The sequence below is a fragment of the Diaphorobacter sp. JS3050 genome (assembly GCF_013154915.1).
Classification (GTDB): domain Bacteria; phylum Pseudomonadota; class Gammaproteobacteria; order Burkholderiales; family Burkholderiaceae_C; genus Diaphorobacter; species Diaphorobacter nitroreducens.
The window spans coordinates 3,427,786-3,445,872 of record NZ_CP053553.1; the positions used below are offsets into that span (position 1 = coordinate 3,427,786).

An 18,087-nucleotide genomic window follows, 5' to 3' on the forward strand; every position below is an offset into this window, starting at 1 on the left:
CCGCGGGCGTTGCCGCCGTGCGGTCAATCCGCCTGCTTGCGCAGGAACGCGGGAATCTCCAGCTCGTCCATGCCGCCCGAGGACAGCGCGTCCACGCGCGCCGTGGCCGCCGTGCGGGTGCTGCGCCAGACGCTGGGCACCTGCATGTTGCCGTACTCGGCCTGGGCCGCGCCGCCGAGCACGCCGCCCGGCACGGCGGCGCCCGCCATCGGCATCTGGTACGCCACGTTGTCCGTGCCGGTGCGCAGGCTGCCCTGCACCACCTGCATGGGCTGGCGGCGCGCGTTCTGGCGCGACAGGCCCGTGGCCACCACGGTCACGCGGATCTCGTCACCCAGCGTGTCGTCGTATGCCGCGCCGAAGATCACATGCGCGTCCGGCGAGGCGTAGGCGTTGATGGTATTCATCGCCAGGCGCGACTCAGCCAGCTTGAGGCTGCCCTTGCTAGCCGTGACCAGCACCAGCACGCCCTTGGCGCCCGACAGGTCGATACCTTCGAGCAGCGGGCAGGCGATGGCCTGCTCGGCCGCGATGCGCGCGCGATCCGGGCCGCTGGCCGTGGCCGTGCCCATCATCGCCTTGCCGGGCTCGCCCATCACGGTGCGCACGTCCTCGAAGTCCACGTTCACCTGGCCGTACTCGTTGATGATCTCGGCGATACCGCCGACCGCGTTCTTGAGCACATCGTTGGCGTGCGCGAAGGCTTCTTCCTGGGTGATGTCATCGCCCAGCACCTCCAGCAGCTTCTCGTTGAGCACGACGATCAGCGAGTCGACGTTGGCTTCGAGCTCGGCCAGCCCATCGTCGGCGTTCTTCATGCGGCGCCCGCCCTCCCAATCGAAGGGCTTGGTGACCACGCCCACCGTGAGGATGCCCATCTCCTTGGCCACGCGCGCGATCACGGGCGCAGCGCCCGTGCCCGTGCCGCCGCCCATGCCGGCGGTAATGAACAGCATGTGCGAGCCCTGGATGGCCTGGCGGATGTCCTCCTGCGCAGCCTCGGCGGCCTCGCGGCCCTTGTCGGGCTTGCTGCCCGCGCCCAAGCCGCTTGCGCCCAGTTGGATGGTGCGATGCGCCGTGCTGCGGGTGAGCGCCTGCGCGTCGGTGTTGGCCGTGACGAACTCCACGCCCTGCACGTTGCGCGAGATCATGTGCTCGACGGCGTTGCCGCCGCCCCCGCCGACACCGATCACCTTGATCTGCGTGCCCTGGTTGAACTCTTCGGACTCGATCATTTCGATGGTCATGATGGTGCTCCTGAAACTTGGGTTGTGATTTGCAATTGCCGTAGGTTGGTGTTTGTTAGGGGACGGTCATTGCCGTCGGGCGGAGGCGCGGTACTTCGCCATCGCCCCCGGCGCCGCGGCGGCGGACTGGCGCGTGCCATCCAGAGCGGGGGGAAGGTCATGTCAGAAGTTCCCCACGATGAAGTCCTTGAACCGGCCAAATGCGGTCTTCACCGACCCGCTCTTGGCTGCCACCTTGAAGCCGCGCAGGCGCGCCAGGCGCGCCTCTTCCAGCAGGCCCATGACCGTGGCGGCGCGCGGCTGGGCAATCATGTCGGCCAGCGCGCTGGAGTACTTCGGGATGCCGCGGCGCACGGGCTTGAGGAAGATGTCCTCGCCCAGCTCCACCATGCCCGGCATGACGGAGCTGCCGCCCGTGATCACGATGCCCGAGGACAGCACCTCCTCATAGCCGGACTCGCGGATCACCTGCTGCACCAGCGAGAAGATCTCCTCCACGCGCGGTTCGATCACACCCGCCAGCGCCTGCTTGGACAGCATGCGCGGGCTGCGGTCGCCCAGGCCCGGCACCTCGACCTGCGCCTCAGGGTCGGCGAGCAACTGCTTGGCGTAGCCGCTCTCCACCTTGATGTCCTCGGCGTCCTTGGTGGGTGTGCGCAGCGCCATCGCGATATCGCTGGTGATCAGGTCGCCCGCGATCGGGATCACCGCCGTGTGGCGGATCGCCCCCCCGGTGAAGATGGCCACATCGGTGGTGCCCGCGCCAATGTCCACCACGGCCACGCCCAGTTCGCGCTCGTCATCGGTAAGGACGGCCTGGCTGCTCGCCAGCGGGTTCAGCATCAGCTGCTCCACTTCCAGGCCGCAGCGGCGCACGCACTTGATGATGTTCTCGGCCGCGCTCTGCGCGCCGGTCACGATGTGGATCTTGGCCTCCAGGCGGATGCCGCTCATGCCGATGGGCTCTTTGACATCCTGCCCGTCGATCACGAATTCCTGCGGCTCCACCAGCAGCAGCCGCTGATCGCTGGAGATGTTGATGGCCTTGGCCGTCTCCACCACGCGCGCCACGTCTGCCGGCGTGACCTCCTTGTCCTTCACGGCCACCATGCCGCTGGAGTTGAGGCCGCGGATATGGCTGCCCGTGATGCCGGTATAGACGCGCTGGATCTTGCAGTCGGCCATCAACTCGGCCTCCTTCAGCGCCTGCTGGATGCTCTGCACCGTGGCGTCGATGTTCACCACCACGCCGCGCTTCAAGCCGTTGCTGGGGGCTACGCCCAGGCCGGCCAGCTTCAGCTCGCCCCCGGGCAGCACTTCAGCGACGACTGCCATGACCTTGGCGGTGCCGATGTCCAGCCCCACGACCACGTCTTTGTATTCTCTTGCCATAGTTCTCTGTCCTGCCCTCAGTTGTTCTGCCCCGCCCTGCGCGCACGCGACGCCGCGCGCAGCGCAGCCGCCTTCTGTGCATCCGTACTCACGGTGGTGACGCCGCGCAGGCGCAGCGCATAGCCGCTTTCATGCCGCAAGTCGGCGTACTCCAGCGCATCCACGCGACGCCCCTGCCGCTGCGCCACGTCCGGCAGCGTGTGCACCAAGCGCGACACGCGCTGCATCAGCAATTGCGTCGAGCCACTCCCCAGCTCCAGCACCGCCCCGCTGTCCAGCGTGACCCGCCAGCCTCCATTTCCCGTGAGCTGCAACGAGTCGATGCCGGAACCCAGCGGCGCCAACGCGGGCGCCAGCTGGCGGTACATCTGCAGCAACTCCGCGGAGCGCTCGGGCGTGCCCATCAGGCGCGGCAGGTTGTCCTGCTCCAGGTCGCCCGCGTCGGCTTCGAAGACCTCGCCCCGGCTATTGACCAGGGTGTCGCTGCCTTCGGCGCCCCAGTAGGCGACCACGTCGTGCTCCTGCAGCTGCACGCGCAGGCCACTGGGGAACTCGCGGCGCACATAGGCCTGCCGCACCCAGGGCACCTGCTCGAAGGCGCGGCGCGCGGCCTGCAGGTCGATGGTGAAGAAGTTGCCCACGAGTTGCGGCGCAACGTTGGCACGCAGGCTCAACGCGCTGGTGTGCACGAGGTCGCCCTCCACCACGATGCGCCCGATCGAAAACGCAGGGTGGCGCAGCAGCCAGCCCCCGCCCACCGCCAGCACGGCCAGGGCGCAGCCCAGGAACAGGACCGTGGCGGTCATGTTCATGAGGCGAACGTCCAGCGGTGCGGGCAGCGTGTTGTTCATACCGGCTCCCGTCCTCCTGCCGCACCGGCCCGGCCCTGCAGCGCGTCCAGCGACGCGCTCGCCAGGATGCGCAGGCACAGGTCGGGGTAGCTGACGCCGCTGGCATTGGCCGACATCGGCACCAGCGAGTGGCCGGTCATGCCGGGCGAGGTGTTGATTTCCAGCAGGAAGGGCTTGCGGTCGCTCGCGCGGATCATGATGTCGGCGCGCGCCCAGCCGCGGCAACCCAGCGTACGGTAAGCCTGCACGACGATGCGCTGGATCTCGCGCTCCTCGGCCTCGGGCAGGCCGCTCGGGCAGTGGTACTGCGTGACGTCGGTGAAGTACTTGTTCTGGTAGTCGTAGTTGCCTTGCGGCGCCTCGATGCGGATCACCGGCAGCGCGCGCGCCTCGGCGCCTTGGCCCAGTATGGGACAGGTGGTCTCGTCACCATCGATGAACTGCTCGCACAGCACCTCGGGGTCATGCTGCGCGGCCAGCCGATACGCCTGTTCGCACTGCCCCAGCGAAGTGACCTTGGTCAGGCCGATGGTGGAGCCCTCGCGCGAGGGCTTGACGATCATCGGCGCGCCCAGCTCCTGGAAGGCCTGGGCCGTCTCCGCACTGCTGGACACCAGGCGCCAGTCTGGCGTGGGCAGGCCGTCCGCGCGCCAGATGCGCTTGGTCATGATCTTGTCCATGGCGATGCTGGACGCCATCACGCCGGGACCGGTGTACGGAATGCCCAGCAGCTCCAGCGCGCCCTGCACCGTACCGTCCTCGCCATGGCGGCCGTGCAGCGCGATGAAGCAGCGGCTGTAGCCGTGGGCCTTGAGCTCCGACAGATCACTGTGCGCGGGGTCGAACGCATGCGCGTCCACGCCACGCGAGCGCAGCGCCTGCAGCACGCCGCCGCCCGACATCAGCGACACCTCACGCTCGGCCGACGTGCCCCCCATGAGCACGGCCACTTTGCCCAGCGCCTTCACATCAATCTTGAGGTCATTTTGGCTCATTGCGCCCGTCCTTCCTGCGCTAGCAGCTCATTTTTTTGTAGCAAATCAACCACCTTGGCGGGTACGCCACCGATCGAGCCCGCCCCCATGCACAGCACCACATCGCCATCCCGGGCGCCCGCGGCAATGCGCTGCGGCATGTCGGCCACGTTGTCGATGAACACCGGCTCCACCGTCCCGGCCACGCGCAGTGCGCGCGCCAGCGACCGGCCGTCGGCCGCCACGATGGGCGCCTCGCCCGCGGCATAGACCTCGGTCAGCAGCACCGCGTCGGCTGTGCCCAGCACCTTGACGAAGTCCTCGAAGCAGTCGCGCGTGCGGCTGTAGCGGTGCGGCTGGAAGGCCAGCACCAGGCGCCGCCCCGGATACGCCCCGCGCGCGGCCGCAAGCGTGGCCGCCATCTCCACAGGGTGGTGCCCGTAGTCCTCGATGAGCGTGAAGTGCCCCCCGCCCTGCGCGGGCAGGTCGCCGTGGCGCTGGAAGCGCCGACCCACCCCGGTGAAACCGGCGAGTGCGCGCAGCAGGGCCTCGTCGGGCACGTTCAGCTCGGCCGCCACGGCGATCACCGCCAGGGCGTTGAGCACGTTGTGCTCGCCGGCCAGGTTGAGCACGACCTGCAGGTCCGGCAGCGTCACGCCGTTGCGCCGCTGCACGGTGAAATGCATCTGCGTGCCCACGGCACGCACATCCACGGCGCGCACCTCGGCATCTTCGGACAGGCCGTAGCTCGTCACCGGGCAGGTCACCAGCGGCAGGATGTCGCGCACCGCCGGGTTGTCGATGCACAGGATGGCCGTGCCGTAAAACGGCATGCGGTGCAGGAAGTCCACGAATGCCTGCTTGAGCCGGCCGAAGTCGTGGCCGTAGGTCTCCATGTGATCGGCATCGATGTTGGTGACCACGGCCATCACGGGCAGCAGGTTGAGGAACGAGCCATCCGACTCGTCGGCCTCGACCACGATGTACTCGCCCTGGCCGAGCTTGGCATTGGTGCCCGCGCTGTTCAGCCGCCCGCCGATCACGAAGGTCGGGTCCAGCCCCGCCTCCCCCAGCACGCTGGCCACCAGGCTGGTGGTGGTGGTCTTGCCGTGTGCGCCGGCAATGGCGATGCCCTTGCGCAGGCGCATCAGCTCGGTCAGCATCAACGCGCGCGGCACCACGGGAATCTTGCGCTCACGTGCGGCCAGCACCTCGGGGTTGTCGGCCTGCACAGCGGTGGAGGTCACGACGGCGTCCGCACCAGCGATGTGCGCCGCCGCGTGGCCCACATGGGTGGCCACGCCCAGTGACTGCAGGCGGCGCAGCGTGGGGCTGTCGGCCAGGTCGGAGCCGGAAACCACATAGCCCAGGTTGTGCAACACCTCGGCAATGCCGCACATGCCGGAGCCGCCGATGCCGACGAAGTGGATGTGGCGAATGGCCTGCTTCATCGTGCCAGCCTTTCACATGCCGCGACGATGTCGCGGGTTGCGTTGATCTTTCGCATCGTGCGTGCCTTTTGCGCCTTGGCCAGCAGGTCCTGGCGCTTCATGTTCTGCAGCATCTCGGCCAGGCCGTGGGCGGTCAGGTCGGCCTGCTGCACCAGCCAGCCCCCGCCCACCTTCACCAGGTACTGCGCGTTGGTGGTCTGGTGGTCGTCCACCGCGTGCGGGAATGGCACGAACACCGCCGCAGCCCCCACGGCCGCAATCTCCGTCACCGTGCTGGCGCCCGCGCGGCACAGCACCAGGTCCGCTTCGGCGAACGCGGCCGCGGTGTCCTCGATGAACGGCGTGAGCGTGGCCTCGACGCCCGCCGCCGCGTAGCTGCGGCGCAGCGCCTCGATCTGGGACTCTCCGCTCTGGTGGGTGACGATGGGGCGGTCCTGCTCATGGATCCATGCCAGCGCCTGGGGCACGATGTCGTTGAGCGCCTTGGCGCCCAGGCTGCCGCCCACCACCAGCAGGCGCAGCGGACCTTCGCGCCCGGCAAGGCGCCGCTCGGGACGGGGCTGGCGCGTAAAGGCGCGCCGCATGGGGTTGCCCACCCACTGCGCATCGGGCAGCACATTGGGAAAGGCCGTGTAGACCCGCGTGGCCAGCCGCGACAGCAGCTTGTTGGCCATGCCGGGCACGGAGTTCTGCTCGTGCAGCAGCAGCGGCTTGCGCGCCAGGCGCGCGGCAATGCCGCCAGGGAAGGTGACGTACCCGCCCAGACCGATCACCACGTCCGGCTGCAACCGGCGCACCACCGCGCGCGCCTGCAGGCATGCGCGTGCCAGCCGCAGCGGCAAGGCCAGCAGCGTCTTCAGGCCCTTGCCGCGCACGCCGGAGAAATCGATGGGCTCGAACGCAAAACCGCGCGGCGGCACCAGGCGCTCTTCCATGCTGCCGGGCGTGCCCAGCCAATGCACCTGCCAGCCACGTTCGCGCAGCGCCTCGGCCAGTGCCAGGCCAGGAAAGATATGTCCACCCGTTCCACCGGCCATGACCAGCGCCGTGCGTTGGCGCGCGGGAAGGGAGTGCGCAGAGCGCTCCAGGACCTGCGTCGCGGGAAAGTTGGACTGAACGCCCTCGCGCCGTCCGGCCCGCGCGCGCGCGGATCGCCCACGGCGGGGGTGCTGGCTGTGGCCGAAACGTGACGTCATGTCGGCGCTCCTGGTGCGCGGCGCGCGCGCAGGGGCATGGCAAGCCGGCAGTACCGACGCACTGCCACAAGCCCGAGGCGGTGAATAAGGTTCCTCATGCACGGCCTCCGCGCATGAGCAGCTTGTTTTCGTAATCCACACGCAGGACCACCGCGATGGCGACCAGGTTCATCAGGATGGCCGATCCGCCAAAGCTCATCAGCGGCAGCGTCAGCCCCTTGGTGGGCAGCGCCCCCAGGTTCACTCCCATGTTGATGAAGGCCTGAAAGCCCACCCAGATCGCCACGCCCTGGGCCACGAGGCCCGAGAACACGCGGTCCAGCGCGATGGCCTGGCGGCCGATGTGCATGATGCGCCGCGTCATCCACAGGAAGGCGACGATCAGCGTGAGCACACCCACCAGGCCAAATTCTTCGCCGATCACCGCCAGCAGGAAGTCGGTATGCGCCTCGGGCAGCCAGTGCAGCTTCTCGACGCTGCCACCCAGCCCCACACCGAAGATCTCGCCGCGGCCGATGGCGATCAGCGCATGCGAGAGCTGGTAGCCCTTGCCCAGGGCGTGTTGCTCGCTGAACGGATCGAGGTAGGCAAACACGCGCTCGCGGCGCCAGGGTGAGCTGGCGATCATGATGGCGAAGGCCGCCACCAGCACACCCGCAATCAGGAAGAACATGCGCGCGTTCACGCCCCCCAGGAACAGGATGCCCATGGCGATCACCGCGATCACCATGAAGGCGCCCATGTCGGGCTCTGCCAGCAGCAGCGCACCCACCACCGCCACGGCGGCGGCCATGGGCAGCACGGCGCGAAAGAACCGCTCCTTGACCTCCATCTTGCGCACCATGTAGTCCGATGCGTAGATCAGCACCGCGAACTTCGCCAGCTCGGACGGCTGGAAGTTCATGAACCCCAGGCTGAGCCAGCGCCGCGCGCCGTTCACCATGGTGCCCACGTGCGGGATCAGCACCGCGATCAACAGCACGATGGAGGCCACGAACAACCACGGCGCCATGCGCTCCCAGGTGTCCATCGATACCTGGAACGCGATCAGTGCCGCGACGAACCCCACGCCGATGGCAATCGCGTGGCGCAGCAGGAAGTGCGTGGGCGCGATGTTGCCAAAGCGCGGGTTGTCCGGCATGGCGATCGAGGCCGAATACACCATCACCACGCTGAAGGCCAGCAGCAGGACCACCACCCACAGCAGCGCCTGGTCGAAGCCCAGCACGCGCGCGGGCGTGGCGGCCGTGCGCCGGTATTCGGTGCCGCCCACGCGCACGGGCAGGACGTCGGCGTTTGCGGCCGGCGCGGCACCCGCCCAGGCCCGCATGCGCTGCCACAACGAGGGACGGGAAGCGGCGGTCGCGGCGGTCATGCCGTCCCTCCTTCCAGCGTCTGGCCGGCGTCTTCGGCCAGCGCCTGCACGGCTTCGCAGAAAACGCGAGCGCGGTGCGCGTAGTTGTCGAACATGTCCAGGCTGGCGCAGGCGGGCGACAGCAGCACGGCGTCGCCCGCATGGGCGCGCTGTGTGGCCAACTGCACGGCCTCGGGCAGCGTGGCGGCGTCCTGCAGCGGCACGCCGCAGCCCTGCAGCGCGGCGCGGATCTGCGGCGCGTCGCGCCCGATCAACACCACCGCGCGCGCATAGCGCGCCACGGGCGCGGCCAGCGGCGAGAAGTCCTGACCCTTGCCGTCGCCACCCAGGATCACCACCAGGCGCCGGTCGGCGCCCAGCCCGGTCAGCGCAGCCACCGTGGCGCCCACGTTGGTGCCCTTGCTGTCGTCGAAGTACTCCACCTCGCGCACGATGCCCACGGACTCCACGCGGTGCGGCTCGCCGCGGTATTCGCGCAGGCCGTAGAGCATGGGCGCGAGCGGGCAGCCCGCAGCCTGGGCCAGCGCCAGCGCAGCCAGGGCATTGATGGCGTTGTGCCGCCCGCGGATGCGCAGCGCGTCGGCGGGCATCAGGCGCTGGATGTGCAGCTCGGCGTCCTGCGCCTTGCCGCGCTTGGCCGTTTCGTCCGCTTCGTGTGCACGCACCAGCCAGGCCATGCCGCTGACCACCTCGATGCCGAAGTCCCCCGGGCGCTGCGGCATGTCGCCACCGAAGGTCACGTGTGCGCGCAACTGGGGCTTTTGCAGCTTCACGCGCACTGGCGGTGGCAGCAGGGCCATGACTTCCGCGTCCTCGCGGTTGAGCACCATGAGGCCGGTTTCGCCGAAGATGCGCCCCTTGGCCTGTGCGTAGGCCTGCAGGCTGCCGTGCCAGTCCAGGTGGTCCTGCGTGATGTTGAGCACGGCCGCGGCTGTGGGCTCGAAGCCCTGCACGCCATCGAGCTGAAAGCTCGACAGCTCCAGCACCCACACCTCGGGCAGCGTGCCCGCGTCGATGTGCTGCGCCAGCGTATCCAGCAGCGTGGGGCCGATGTTGCCGGCCACCGCCACGCGCTTGTCCGCGCACTCCACCAGCAGCCCCGTGAGCGAGGTCACGGTGGTCTTGCCATTGGTGCCGGTGATGGCCAGCACCGCGGGCGCGTAGCCCTGACCGGCGCGCAGCTCGCGCAGCGCCTGCGCATACAAACCCAATTCGCCTTCCACGCTTATCTGGCGGGCGCGAGCAGCTATAACAACAGGAGCAATCTCATTCGGACTCAGACCTGGCGAACGGTATACCGCGTGCAGCGCGCGCCCCTGCACCAGGGTCTCATCGAAGGCGCCGGCGATGAACTCCACCTGCGGCAGTTCTGCGCGCAGCACCGCCAGCTGCGGCGGACTGCTGCGCGTGTCGGCCACGGTGACCTGCGCACCACAGCGCACACACCAGCGCGCCATGGCCAGGCCCGAGGCGCCCAGGCCCAGCACCAGCACCTGCTTGCCGGCAAGCGCGGGCGGCGCCTGCGGGGCCTCCTCGGACGCGACGGCAGGCTCCTCAACGGCGTGGTCCGCAGCCGGAGAACCGGGGGGGTCTTCAGCAGACGTGCCAGCGCCACCCTCCGCCGGAGCCGCGTCGGCAAAGATGCGCGCCACGAACTCGGCAGCGGCGGCCGCGGCCGACACCGCGGGTGCGGTGTAGTCATAGCGCGCCGCTGCATCTTGCGCGGGCGCTGGCAAGGGCGATAGATCCTGCGGCGGACTGTCGTGCGCCGCATCCTGCGGCAACGCGTCGTCCCGCTCCCCGGGCGCGGACACGGGCGCCGGCGGCACAGTCGTCGCTGCGGCGCCGAATGCGTCGGGGTGCAGGGGATCGTGGTGGCCAGTGTTCATCGCAGCTTCAGCGTGGTCAGACCCACGAGGCACAACAGCATGGTGATGATCCAGAAGCGCACGACGACCTGCGTCTCCTTCCAGCCGCTCTTCTCAAAGTGGTGGTGCAGCGGCGCCATCTTGAGGAGGCGCCGGCCCTCGCCATACTTGCGCTTGGTGTACTTGAACCAGGTCACCTGCAGCATCACCGACAGCGCTTCCACCACGAAGATGCCGCCCATGATGGCCAGCACGATCTCCTGGCGCACGATGACCGCGATCGTGCCCAGCGCAGCGCCCAAAGCCAGCGCGCCGACGTCGCCCATGAAGACCTGGGCGGGGTGGGTGTTGAACCACAGGAAGGCGAGGCCCGCGCCCGCCATGGCGGCGCAGAAGATCAACAACTCGCCCGAGCCGGCGATATAAGGGAACAGCAGGTATTTCGCATAGCCCGCGTTACCGGTCACGTAGGCGAAGATGCCCAGCGAGGCACCCACCATGATCACGGGCATGATGGCCAGGCCGTCCAGGCCGTCGGTCAGGTTCACGGCGTTGCTGGAGCCCACGATCACCAGGTAGGTCAGGATCACGAAGCCCAGCACCCCCAGCGGGTAGCTCACTTCCTTGAAGAACGGCACCAGCAGGCCTGCCTTGGGCGGCAGGTCCATCGAAAAGCCGGACTGCACCCAGGTGATGAACAGCTCGAACACCCGCGTGTTGGAGTTCTCGGAAATGCTGAAGACGAGGTACAGCGCGGCCAGCAGCCCGATCACCGATTGCCAGAAATACTTCTCGCGCGAACGCATGCCCTCGGGGTCCTTGTTGACCACCTTGCGCCAGTCGTCCACCCAGCCGATGGCGCCAAACCCCAGCGTCACGGCCAGCACGATCCACACGAAACGGTTGGACAGGTCGAACCACAGCAGCGTGGAGATGGCAATGGAGCCCAGAATCAACACGCCGCCCATGGTGGGCGTGCCGCTCTTGGACAGGTGCGTCTGCATGGCGTAGCCGCGGATCGGCTGGCCGATCTTGAGCGAGGTCAGCATGCGGATGACCTTCGGCCCCGCGATCAGGCCGATGAGCAGCGCCGTCAGCGCCGCCATCACCGCCCGCAGCGTGAGGTACTGGAACACCCGCAGAAAGCTCAGCTCGGGCGACAGGCCTTGCAGCCATTGGGTCAGCATCAGCAGCATGCGGCTCCCCCTTGCGCGGCCGCGCCTGCGGCGCCGTCCTCATGCAGTGCCTGCAGCGCCTGCACGACCTGTTCCATCTTCATGAATCGCGATCCCTTCACCAGCACGCTGCCCACCGTGGGCAGGGCCTGCCCCACTGCGGCCTGCAGCGTGGCCATGTCCTTGAAATGCCGTGCGGCCGTCCCACAGGCCTGCACGGCGTGGGCGCTCAGGTCGCCCAGCGCAAACAGCTGCTCGATGCCGCGCGCACGGGCGTGCGCGCCGGCCTCGGCGTGGAACTGCGGCCCCTGGTCGCCCACCTCGCCCATGTCCCCCAGCACCAGCAGGCGCGGGCCAGGCAGTGCGGCCAACACCTCGATGGCCGCATGCACCGAGTCGGGGTTGGCGTTGTAGCTGTCGTCCACCACCGTGATGGAACGCCCCCCGCAACGCACGGCCAGCGCCCGCGAGCGCCCGTTGACCGGCGCGAAAGCCGCCAGCCCTTGCGCAATGCTCGCCAGAGGCACCCCCGCCGCCAGCGCGCAGGCGGTGGCGGCCAGGGCATTGGTGACGTTGTGGCGCCCTGCGATGGCCAGCCGCGTATCGAATGCGCCGTTGGGGGTGTCAATGCGCACCTGCCAAGCACCGCCGCCCCATTGCGCAGCGGCGCAACGCACCTCGCCCGCGGTCTCACCAAAGGTCAGGCAGTGCCGCGTGCCGGCCAGCTCGCGCCACAAGGGCGTGAAGGCATCTGCCGCCGGGAACACAGCCGTGCCATCGGCCGGCAGGGCAGACAGCACGCTGCCGTTCTCGCGCGCTACGGCCTCGACCGTGTGCATGAATTCCAGGTGCTCGCGCTGGGCGTTGTTGACCAGGGCCACGGTGGGCCGGGCAATGTCCGCCAGATTCGCGATCTCGCCGGGATGGTTCATGCCCAACTCGACCACCGCAGCCTCATGGCCCGGCCGCAGGCGCAGCAGCGTGAGGGGCACGCCCACGTCGTTATTGAAGTTGCCCTGTGTGGCCAGCGCGGCGTCGCCTTTCCAGGCCCGCAGCACCGCCGCGATCATTTGCGTGACCGTGGTCTTGCCGTTGCTGCCGGTCACGGCGATCAGCGGCAGATCCCGCTGCGCGCGCCAGCCAGCGGCCAGCGCACCCAGGGCGGCCAGGGTGTCGGGGACCTCGATGCCGGGCAGACCGGCGTCGGCCAGGCCCGCATGCGCAATGGCCGCCGCGGCGCCGGCCCTTCGCGCCTGGGACAGAAACTGGTGCGCATCGAAACGCTCACCCTTGAGCGCCACGAACAGGTCACCTGCGGCCAGCGTGCGGGTATCGGTGTGCGCGCGCGCGAGCGGCGTGGCACCTTCGCCGACCAGTCGCACACCAGGAATGCGGGCGCGCAGCAGATCAAACGCCTGGTGCAGCGTCATCATGGGGGAGTTGTTCTGGTGGTGGCTCATGCCACGCCTCCTCGGCGCGCGAGCGCTGCACGCGCGTGCGCCATGTCGGAGAACGGCACACGCTGGCCCGCCGTCTCCTGGTAGTCCTCATGGCCCTTGCCGGCAATCAGCACCACATCGTTGGCGCCGGCCTCGGCCAGCGCTTGCGCGATGGCCGCGGCGCGGTCGACCTCGGCACGCACGCTGGTGCCTGCAATCGTGCCCAGCAGGATCTGATGGATGATGGATTGCGGCTCCTCACCCCGCGGGTTATCGCTGGTGACGATGACCTCGTCGGCCTCGCGCTGTGCCACGGCTCCCATCAGCGGACGCTTGCCGGCGTCGCGGTTGCCACCGCAGCCGAACACGCACCACAGCCGCCCTCCGCGCTGCGCCGCCACGGGCTTGAGCGCGGCCAGCGCCTGGTGCAGCGCATCGGGCGTGTGGGCATAGTCCACAGCCACCAGCGGCTGGCCAGCGGCCGCCAACTGCTCCATGCGCCCGGGCACGGGCCGCAGGCGCGCACAGGCCTGGAGCGCCTGCGCCAGGGGCACCCCCAGCGCACGCATGCCTGCAATCACGCCCAGCAGGTTGGACACGTTGTACAGGCCGATGACCTGGGTTTGCAGCACCTCGGTATGCGCGCCTTCGGCCACCGTGAAGGCCAGGCCGGCACCCGTGTGCACGATGTGCTTGGCCTGCAGGCGGGCGGGGCCCTGCAGGGAGACGCTCCACAGATCCAGGTCACTGCCCTGCAGCTCGGCATGCAGAGCGGCGCCCTGCGGGTCGTCCACATTGACTACGGATGCGCGCAGCCCCGGCCAGTCGAACAGTGCGCGCTTGGCTTGCCAGTAGGCGGCCATGCCCGGGTGGTAGTCCAGGTGGTCCTGCGTGAAGTTGGTGAACAGCGCCACGTGAATGCGTGTGCCGTCCAGGCGGTGCTCGGCCAGGCCGATAGACGATGCCTCGATGGCGCAGGCGCGATGGCCCGCTTCCGCAAACTGCGCAAAGGCGCGCTGCAGGCGCACCGGGTCGGGGGTCGTCATGCCCGTGGTCTGCAACGCTGGCGGAACGCCCATGCCCAAAGTACCCACCAGCGCGCATCCAGCAAGCGCTGGAAGCTCTTCTTTTGATAGCTGATTGAGCGCATCCGCCAGCCACCAGGCCGTGCTGGTCTTGCCGTTGGTGCCGGTCACGGCCAGCACCTGCAGGCGCTGGGTGGGGTGGCCGAACCACTCGGAGGCAATCATGCCGGTCGCGGCCTTGAGGCCGCGCAGCGCCGCGATGTGGTCTCCCGCGAGGGCGAAGGGCTCCACGCCCTCGCACTCCACCAGGCAGGCGGCAGCGCCGCGCGCCACGGCGTCGCCCACGTGGGCGCGCCCGTCCGTGGCCGCGCCGGGCCACGCGATGAACCCATCGCCCGGCTGGATCAGGCGACTGTCCGTCTGCAGCGTGCCCGTGACGCGCTGGCGCAGCCAGTCCACGGCCTCCTGCAGGGTGGTGAGCGTGTGCAGTGCGTTCACAGCGATTCCTCCACACCGTTGGAGACGATGAGCGGCTTGACAGCCATGTCGGGCGCCACTCCCATCATGCGCAGGGTCTGCTGCACCACCTCACTGAACACCGGTGCCGCAACCGCACCGCCGTAGATCACGCCGTTGCTGGGTTCGTCGACCATCACGGCCACGATGATGCGCGGGTGGTCGATGGGCGCAAGCCCGGTGAACCAGGCGCGGTACTTGCCCGAGGCGTAGCTCTTGCCCACCTGCTTGCGCGCCGTGCCGGACTTGCCGCCCACGGAATAGCCCACCGTCTGCGCCTTCTGGCCCGTGCCGCCGGGTCCCGCGGCCATCTGCAGCATCTTGCGCACCTGGTTGGCGGTGCGTTCGGAGAACACGGGCACGCCCACGGGCGCTTCGTGGGTCTTCAGCATGGTGGCGGGAATCACCTTGCCGCCGTTGGAAAACACGGTATAGGAGCGCGCCATCTGGAACAGGCTGGCCGACAGCCCGTAGCCGTAGGACATGGTGGCCTGCTCGATGGGCCGCCAGCTCTTGTAGGGGCGCAGCCGCCCGCTCGCCACCCCCGGAAAGGCGATCTGCGGCTTTTGCCCGAAGCCGACGGCAGAGAAGGTTTCCCACATTTCCTGCGCCGGCAGCTGCATCGCGATCTTCGTCGTACCCACGTTGCTGGACTTCTGGATCACGCCCTCCACGGTCAACAGCCCGTAGTTGTGCGTATCGCTGATCGTCGAGCCGGTGATGGTCAAGCGGCCTGGCGTGGTGTCCACGCTGGTTTCGGGCTTGAAGCGGCCGCTCTCCAGCGCCAGCCCCACCGTGATGGGCTTGATGGTGGAGCCGGGTTCGAACACGTCGGTGAGCGCGCGGTTGCGCAGTTGCTCGCCCGTCAGGTTCTGGCGCTTGTCGGGCACATAGCTGGGGTAGTTGGCCAAGGCCAGCACCTCGCCCGTGCGCGCATCCAGCACCACCACGCTGCCGGCCTTGGCGTTGTGCGCCTGCACGGTGTCGCGCAGCTTCTGGTAGGCGAAGAACTGCACCTTGCTGTCGATGGACAGCTGCATGTCCTTGCCATCCACGGGCGGCACTTCGGCGCCTACGCCCTCCACCACGCGGCCCAGGCGATCCTTGATCACGCGGCGCGACCCCGGCTTGCCCGCCAGATCCTTGTCGAAGGCCAGTTCCATGCCTTCCTGGCCATGGTCTTCCACGTTCGTGAAGCCCACCACGTGCGCGGCGGCTTCGCCCTCGGGATACTGGCGCTTGTATTCCTTGCGCAGGTAGATGCCCTTCAGCCCCAGGGCGGTGACCTGCTGGCCCACGTCCCAGTCGAGCTGGCGCTTGATCCAGACGAAGGTCTTGTCCTCGTCGGCCAGCTTGCCCTGCAGCGTGGACAGCGGCATGTCCATGAGACGCGCCAGGTCCTTGAGCTTGGCGCGCACCTCGGGTTTGGCCATTTCCACATCTTCAGGGATGGCCCAGATGCTGGCCGCCGGAACGCTGGAAGCGAGGATGAGGCCATTGCGGTCGAGGATGCGGCCCCGGTTGGCCGGCAGCTCCAGCGTGCGCGCAAAACGTACCTCGCCCTGGCGCTGAAAGAAGTCGTTGCCAATCACCTGCACGTAGGCGGCGCGCCCCGCCAGGCCCACGAAACCCAGCGCCACCAGGGCGACGATGAACTTGCTGCGCCAGACAGGTGTCTTGCTGGCCAGCAGAGGGCTGGAGGTGTAGTTGACGCTGCGGCTGCTCACGGCGCGCGCCCCTCGCCAGCTGGCACGACGACGTTACCGCCGTCGGTCACGTATTCGGTAATGGCCGGCGTGGCGGTACGCATCTGCAGCCGGTCGCGCGCCAGGCGCTCCACGCGCAGCGGCGTGGCCTGCGCGCGCTTTTCCACCTGCAGACGCTGGTGCTCGGTCTCCAGGCGGCGCGACTCAGCCACCGCGCGATCGAGTTCGGTGAACAGCCTGCGCGACTGGTATTGCGTATGCACGAGGTATAGAGCGCTGGCCATCACCGCCAGCAGCAGCACAAGGCTGATGCGCGTCATCGCCCGCCTCCCGTGTGCCCTGCAACGCTCGAAGGACTGTGCCGCGGAGCGAGCGCGCCCCGTGCATGCGCGTGCAGCGTGGCCACATGGCGCATCCGCGCGTCGCTCATGCGGGCACCTCCGTGCGTTCCGCCACGCGCATCACGGCGCTGCGCGCACGCGCGTTGGCGGCCACCTCGTCCGTGCTCGGCTTGATGCGCTCCAGCGCCCTGAGCCGCATCGGCTGGGGCGGCGCGAACGGCGCACGGCGGTCGTAGACCTCCTTGGAGTGCTGTGCGATGAACTGCTTGACGATGCGGTCTTCCAGCGAGTGGAAGCTGATGACCACCAGCCGGCCACCGGGCCGCAGCACGTGCAGGCTGCCCTCTAGCGCCTGCTGCAGCTCCTCAAGCTCGGCGTTGATGAAAATCCGAAGAGCCTGAAATGTGCGCGTTGCAGGGTTCTGGCCCGGCTCGCGGGTCTTGACCGCGCCAGCCACGATGTCGGCCAGTTCGGCGGTGCTTGCAATGGGGCCGCGTTCCGTGCGCCGAGCAACAATCGCCTTTGCAATGGGGCCAGCAAACCGTTCTTCACCGTAGTCACGTATCACCTCCGCAATCTGTGCCGTTTCGGCATCTGCCAGCCACTCGGCCACGCTCTGGCCACGCGTGGTGTCCATGCGCATGTCCAGCGGACCATCGAAACGAAAACTGAACCCGCGCTGGGGGTCGTCGATCTGCGGGGAGCTCACGCCCAGGTCCAGCAGCACACCGGACACGCTGGCGGCGGGCAGTTCCCCGAGATGGCTGAACCCCTGGTGCCGAATGGAAAAGCGCGCATCCGTGATGCGCGCCGCTGCTTGAATGGCTTCGGTGTCCTTGTCGAACGCCACCAGCCGGCCTTGCGGCCCCAACCGCTGCAGGATGAGCCGCGAATGCCCTCCCCTGCCAAAGGTGCCGTCCACGAAGGTGCCCGCAGGCGCATCGCCATCGCCCAGCAAGGCGTGCACCGCCTCGTCGAGCAGGACCGTGGTGTGTTGCAGGGGCTGGTTCACACGCGGCCCCTAGAAAGAGAAATCCTTGAAGACATCGGGCATCTCGGCCTGCATGGCCGCGGCTTCCTTGGCCTCGTAGGTGGCCTTGTCCCACAGCTCGAAGTGGTTGCCCATGCCCAGCAGGATGGCGTCCTTGGACAGGCCGGCCGCCTCGCGCAATTCGGGCGAGACCAGCACCCGGCCGGTGCCGTCCATCTCCACGTCCATCGCGTTGCCGAGGAAGATGCGCTTCCACCATTGCGCGGACATGGGCAGCTGGGCAATGCGCTCGCGGAACTTCTCCCACTCGGGACGGGGGAAGACCATCAGGCAGCCATCGGGGTGCTTGGTGAGGGTGAGCTGGCCGCCCGCCTGCGCCGTGAGGGCGTCACGATGCCGGGTCGGCACGGACAGCCGCCCCTTTGCATCCAGACTCAGCGATGACGCCCCTTGAAACACCGATGGAACCCCTTGCCCGCTACTGCCGCTTTCCACCCCGAGAGAGGGCGCAAAGGGCACTTTTCACCACTTAATTGCACT

Annotated in this window: 15 protein-coding genes; all 15 read right to left on the reverse strand. The window is 68.6% G+C overall.

Features of this window, described 5'->3' with window-relative positions; all coding sequences use genetic code 11:
* Nucleotides 1-23: 23 nt before the first annotated feature.
* The 15 genes from ftsZ to mraZ all read right to left on the reverse strand — a co-directional run bounded on the left by ftsZ (nt 24) and on the right by mraZ (nt 18,006).
* Nucleotides 24-1,247 (reverse strand): cell division protein FtsZ, encoded by a 1,224-nt coding sequence (ftsZ, locus tag HND92_RS16385; protein ID WP_172208512.1) that lies wholly within the window; start codon nt 1,245-1,247, stop codon nt 24-26.
* A gap of 162 nt (nt 1,248-1,409) precedes the next feature.
* Complete coding sequence (gene ftsA, locus HND92_RS16390) at nt 1,410-2,639, reverse strand: cell division protein FtsA (RefSeq protein ID WP_015914259.1); 1,230 nt, start codon at nt 2,637-2,639, stop codon at nt 1,410-1,412.
* A gap of 17 nt (nt 2,640-2,656) precedes the next feature.
* A complete protein-coding gene (locus HND92_RS16395; RefSeq protein WP_015914260.1) occupies nt 2,657-3,490 on the reverse strand; it encodes a cell division protein FtsQ/DivIB in 834 nt (277 codons plus the stop codon).
* Entirely contained in the window at nt 3,487-4,485 is a 999-nt protein-coding gene (locus HND92_RS16400; protein WP_172208514.1) for a D-alanine--D-alanine ligase, read from the reverse strand. Before HND92_RS16400 ends, HND92_RS16395 begins: the two co-directional genes overlap by 4 nt.
* Nucleotides 4,482-5,915: a UDP-N-acetylmuramate--L-alanine ligase gene (gene murC, locus HND92_RS16405; protein ID WP_123676129.1), complete on the reverse strand. Its 1,434-nt coding sequence runs from the start codon at nt 5,913-5,915 to the stop codon at nt 4,482-4,484. Before murC ends, HND92_RS16400 begins: the two co-directional genes overlap by 4 nt.
* The gene (murG, locus tag HND92_RS16410; RefSeq protein ID WP_011806764.1) at nt 5,912-7,111 is read right to left on the reverse strand and encodes an undecaprenyldiphospho-muramoylpentapeptide beta-N-acetylglucosaminyltransferase; all 1,200 of its coding nucleotides are present in this window, start codon (nt 7,109-7,111) and stop codon (nt 5,912-5,914) included. Before murG ends, murC begins: the two co-directional genes overlap by 4 nt.
* A 94-nt stretch (nt 7,112-7,205) precedes the next feature.
* Nucleotides 7,206-8,486, reverse strand: coding sequence for a putative lipid II flippase FtsW (gene ftsW, locus HND92_RS16415; protein WP_015914263.1), 1,281 nt, complete (start codon nt 8,484-8,486; stop codon nt 7,206-7,208).
* Nucleotides 8,483-10,375, reverse strand: coding sequence for a UDP-N-acetylmuramoyl-L-alanine--D-glutamate ligase (murD, locus tag HND92_RS16420; protein WP_172208516.1), 1,893 nt, complete (start codon nt 10,373-10,375; stop codon nt 8,483-8,485). The genes ftsW and murD overlap by 4 nt, the downstream gene beginning before the upstream one ends.
* Complete coding sequence (gene mraY, locus HND92_RS16425) at nt 10,372-11,550, reverse strand: phospho-N-acetylmuramoyl-pentapeptide-transferase (RefSeq protein WP_088888341.1); 1,179 nt, start codon at nt 11,548-11,550, stop codon at nt 10,372-10,374. Before mraY ends, murD begins: the two co-directional genes overlap by 4 nt.
* The gene (gene murF / locus HND92_RS16430) at nt 11,541-12,989 is read right to left on the reverse strand and encodes a UDP-N-acetylmuramoyl-tripeptide--D-alanyl-D-alanine ligase (RefSeq protein WP_011806768.1); all 1,449 of its coding nucleotides are present in this window, start codon (nt 12,987-12,989) and stop codon (nt 11,541-11,543) included. Before murF ends, mraY begins: the two co-directional genes overlap by 10 nt.
* Nucleotides 12,986-14,491 carry a UDP-N-acetylmuramoyl-L-alanyl-D-glutamate--2,6-diaminopimelate ligase gene (locus HND92_RS16435; RefSeq protein ID WP_047350618.1) on the reverse strand — a complete coding sequence of 502 codons (1,506 nt, stop codon included), beginning with the start codon at nt 14,489-14,491 and terminating at the stop codon, nt 12,986-12,988. The genes murF and HND92_RS16435 overlap by 4 nt, the downstream gene beginning before the upstream one ends.
* Nucleotides 14,488-16,236 (reverse strand): penicillin-binding protein 2, encoded by a 1,749-nt coding sequence (locus HND92_RS16440; RefSeq protein WP_172208518.1) that lies wholly within the window; start codon nt 16,234-16,236, stop codon nt 14,488-14,490. The genes HND92_RS16435 and HND92_RS16440 overlap by 4 nt, the downstream gene beginning before the upstream one ends.
* Nucleotides 16,233-16,535: a cell division protein FtsL gene (gene ftsL, locus HND92_RS16445; protein WP_088888337.1), complete on the reverse strand. Its 303-nt coding sequence runs from the start codon at nt 16,533-16,535 to the stop codon at nt 16,233-16,235. The genes HND92_RS16440 and ftsL overlap by 4 nt, the downstream gene beginning before the upstream one ends.
* Before the next feature lie 106 nt (nt 16,536-16,641).
* Complete coding sequence (gene rsmH / locus HND92_RS16450) at nt 16,642-17,568, reverse strand: 16S rRNA (cytosine(1402)-N(4))-methyltransferase RsmH (protein WP_011806772.1); 927 nt, start codon at nt 17,566-17,568, stop codon at nt 16,642-16,644.
* 9 nt (nt 17,569-17,577) lie between these two features.
* Complete coding sequence (gene mraZ, locus HND92_RS16455; RefSeq protein ID WP_011806773.1) at nt 17,578-18,006, reverse strand: division/cell wall cluster transcriptional repressor MraZ; 429 nt, start codon at nt 18,004-18,006, stop codon at nt 17,578-17,580.
* Nucleotides 18,007-18,087 lie beyond the last annotated feature (81 nt).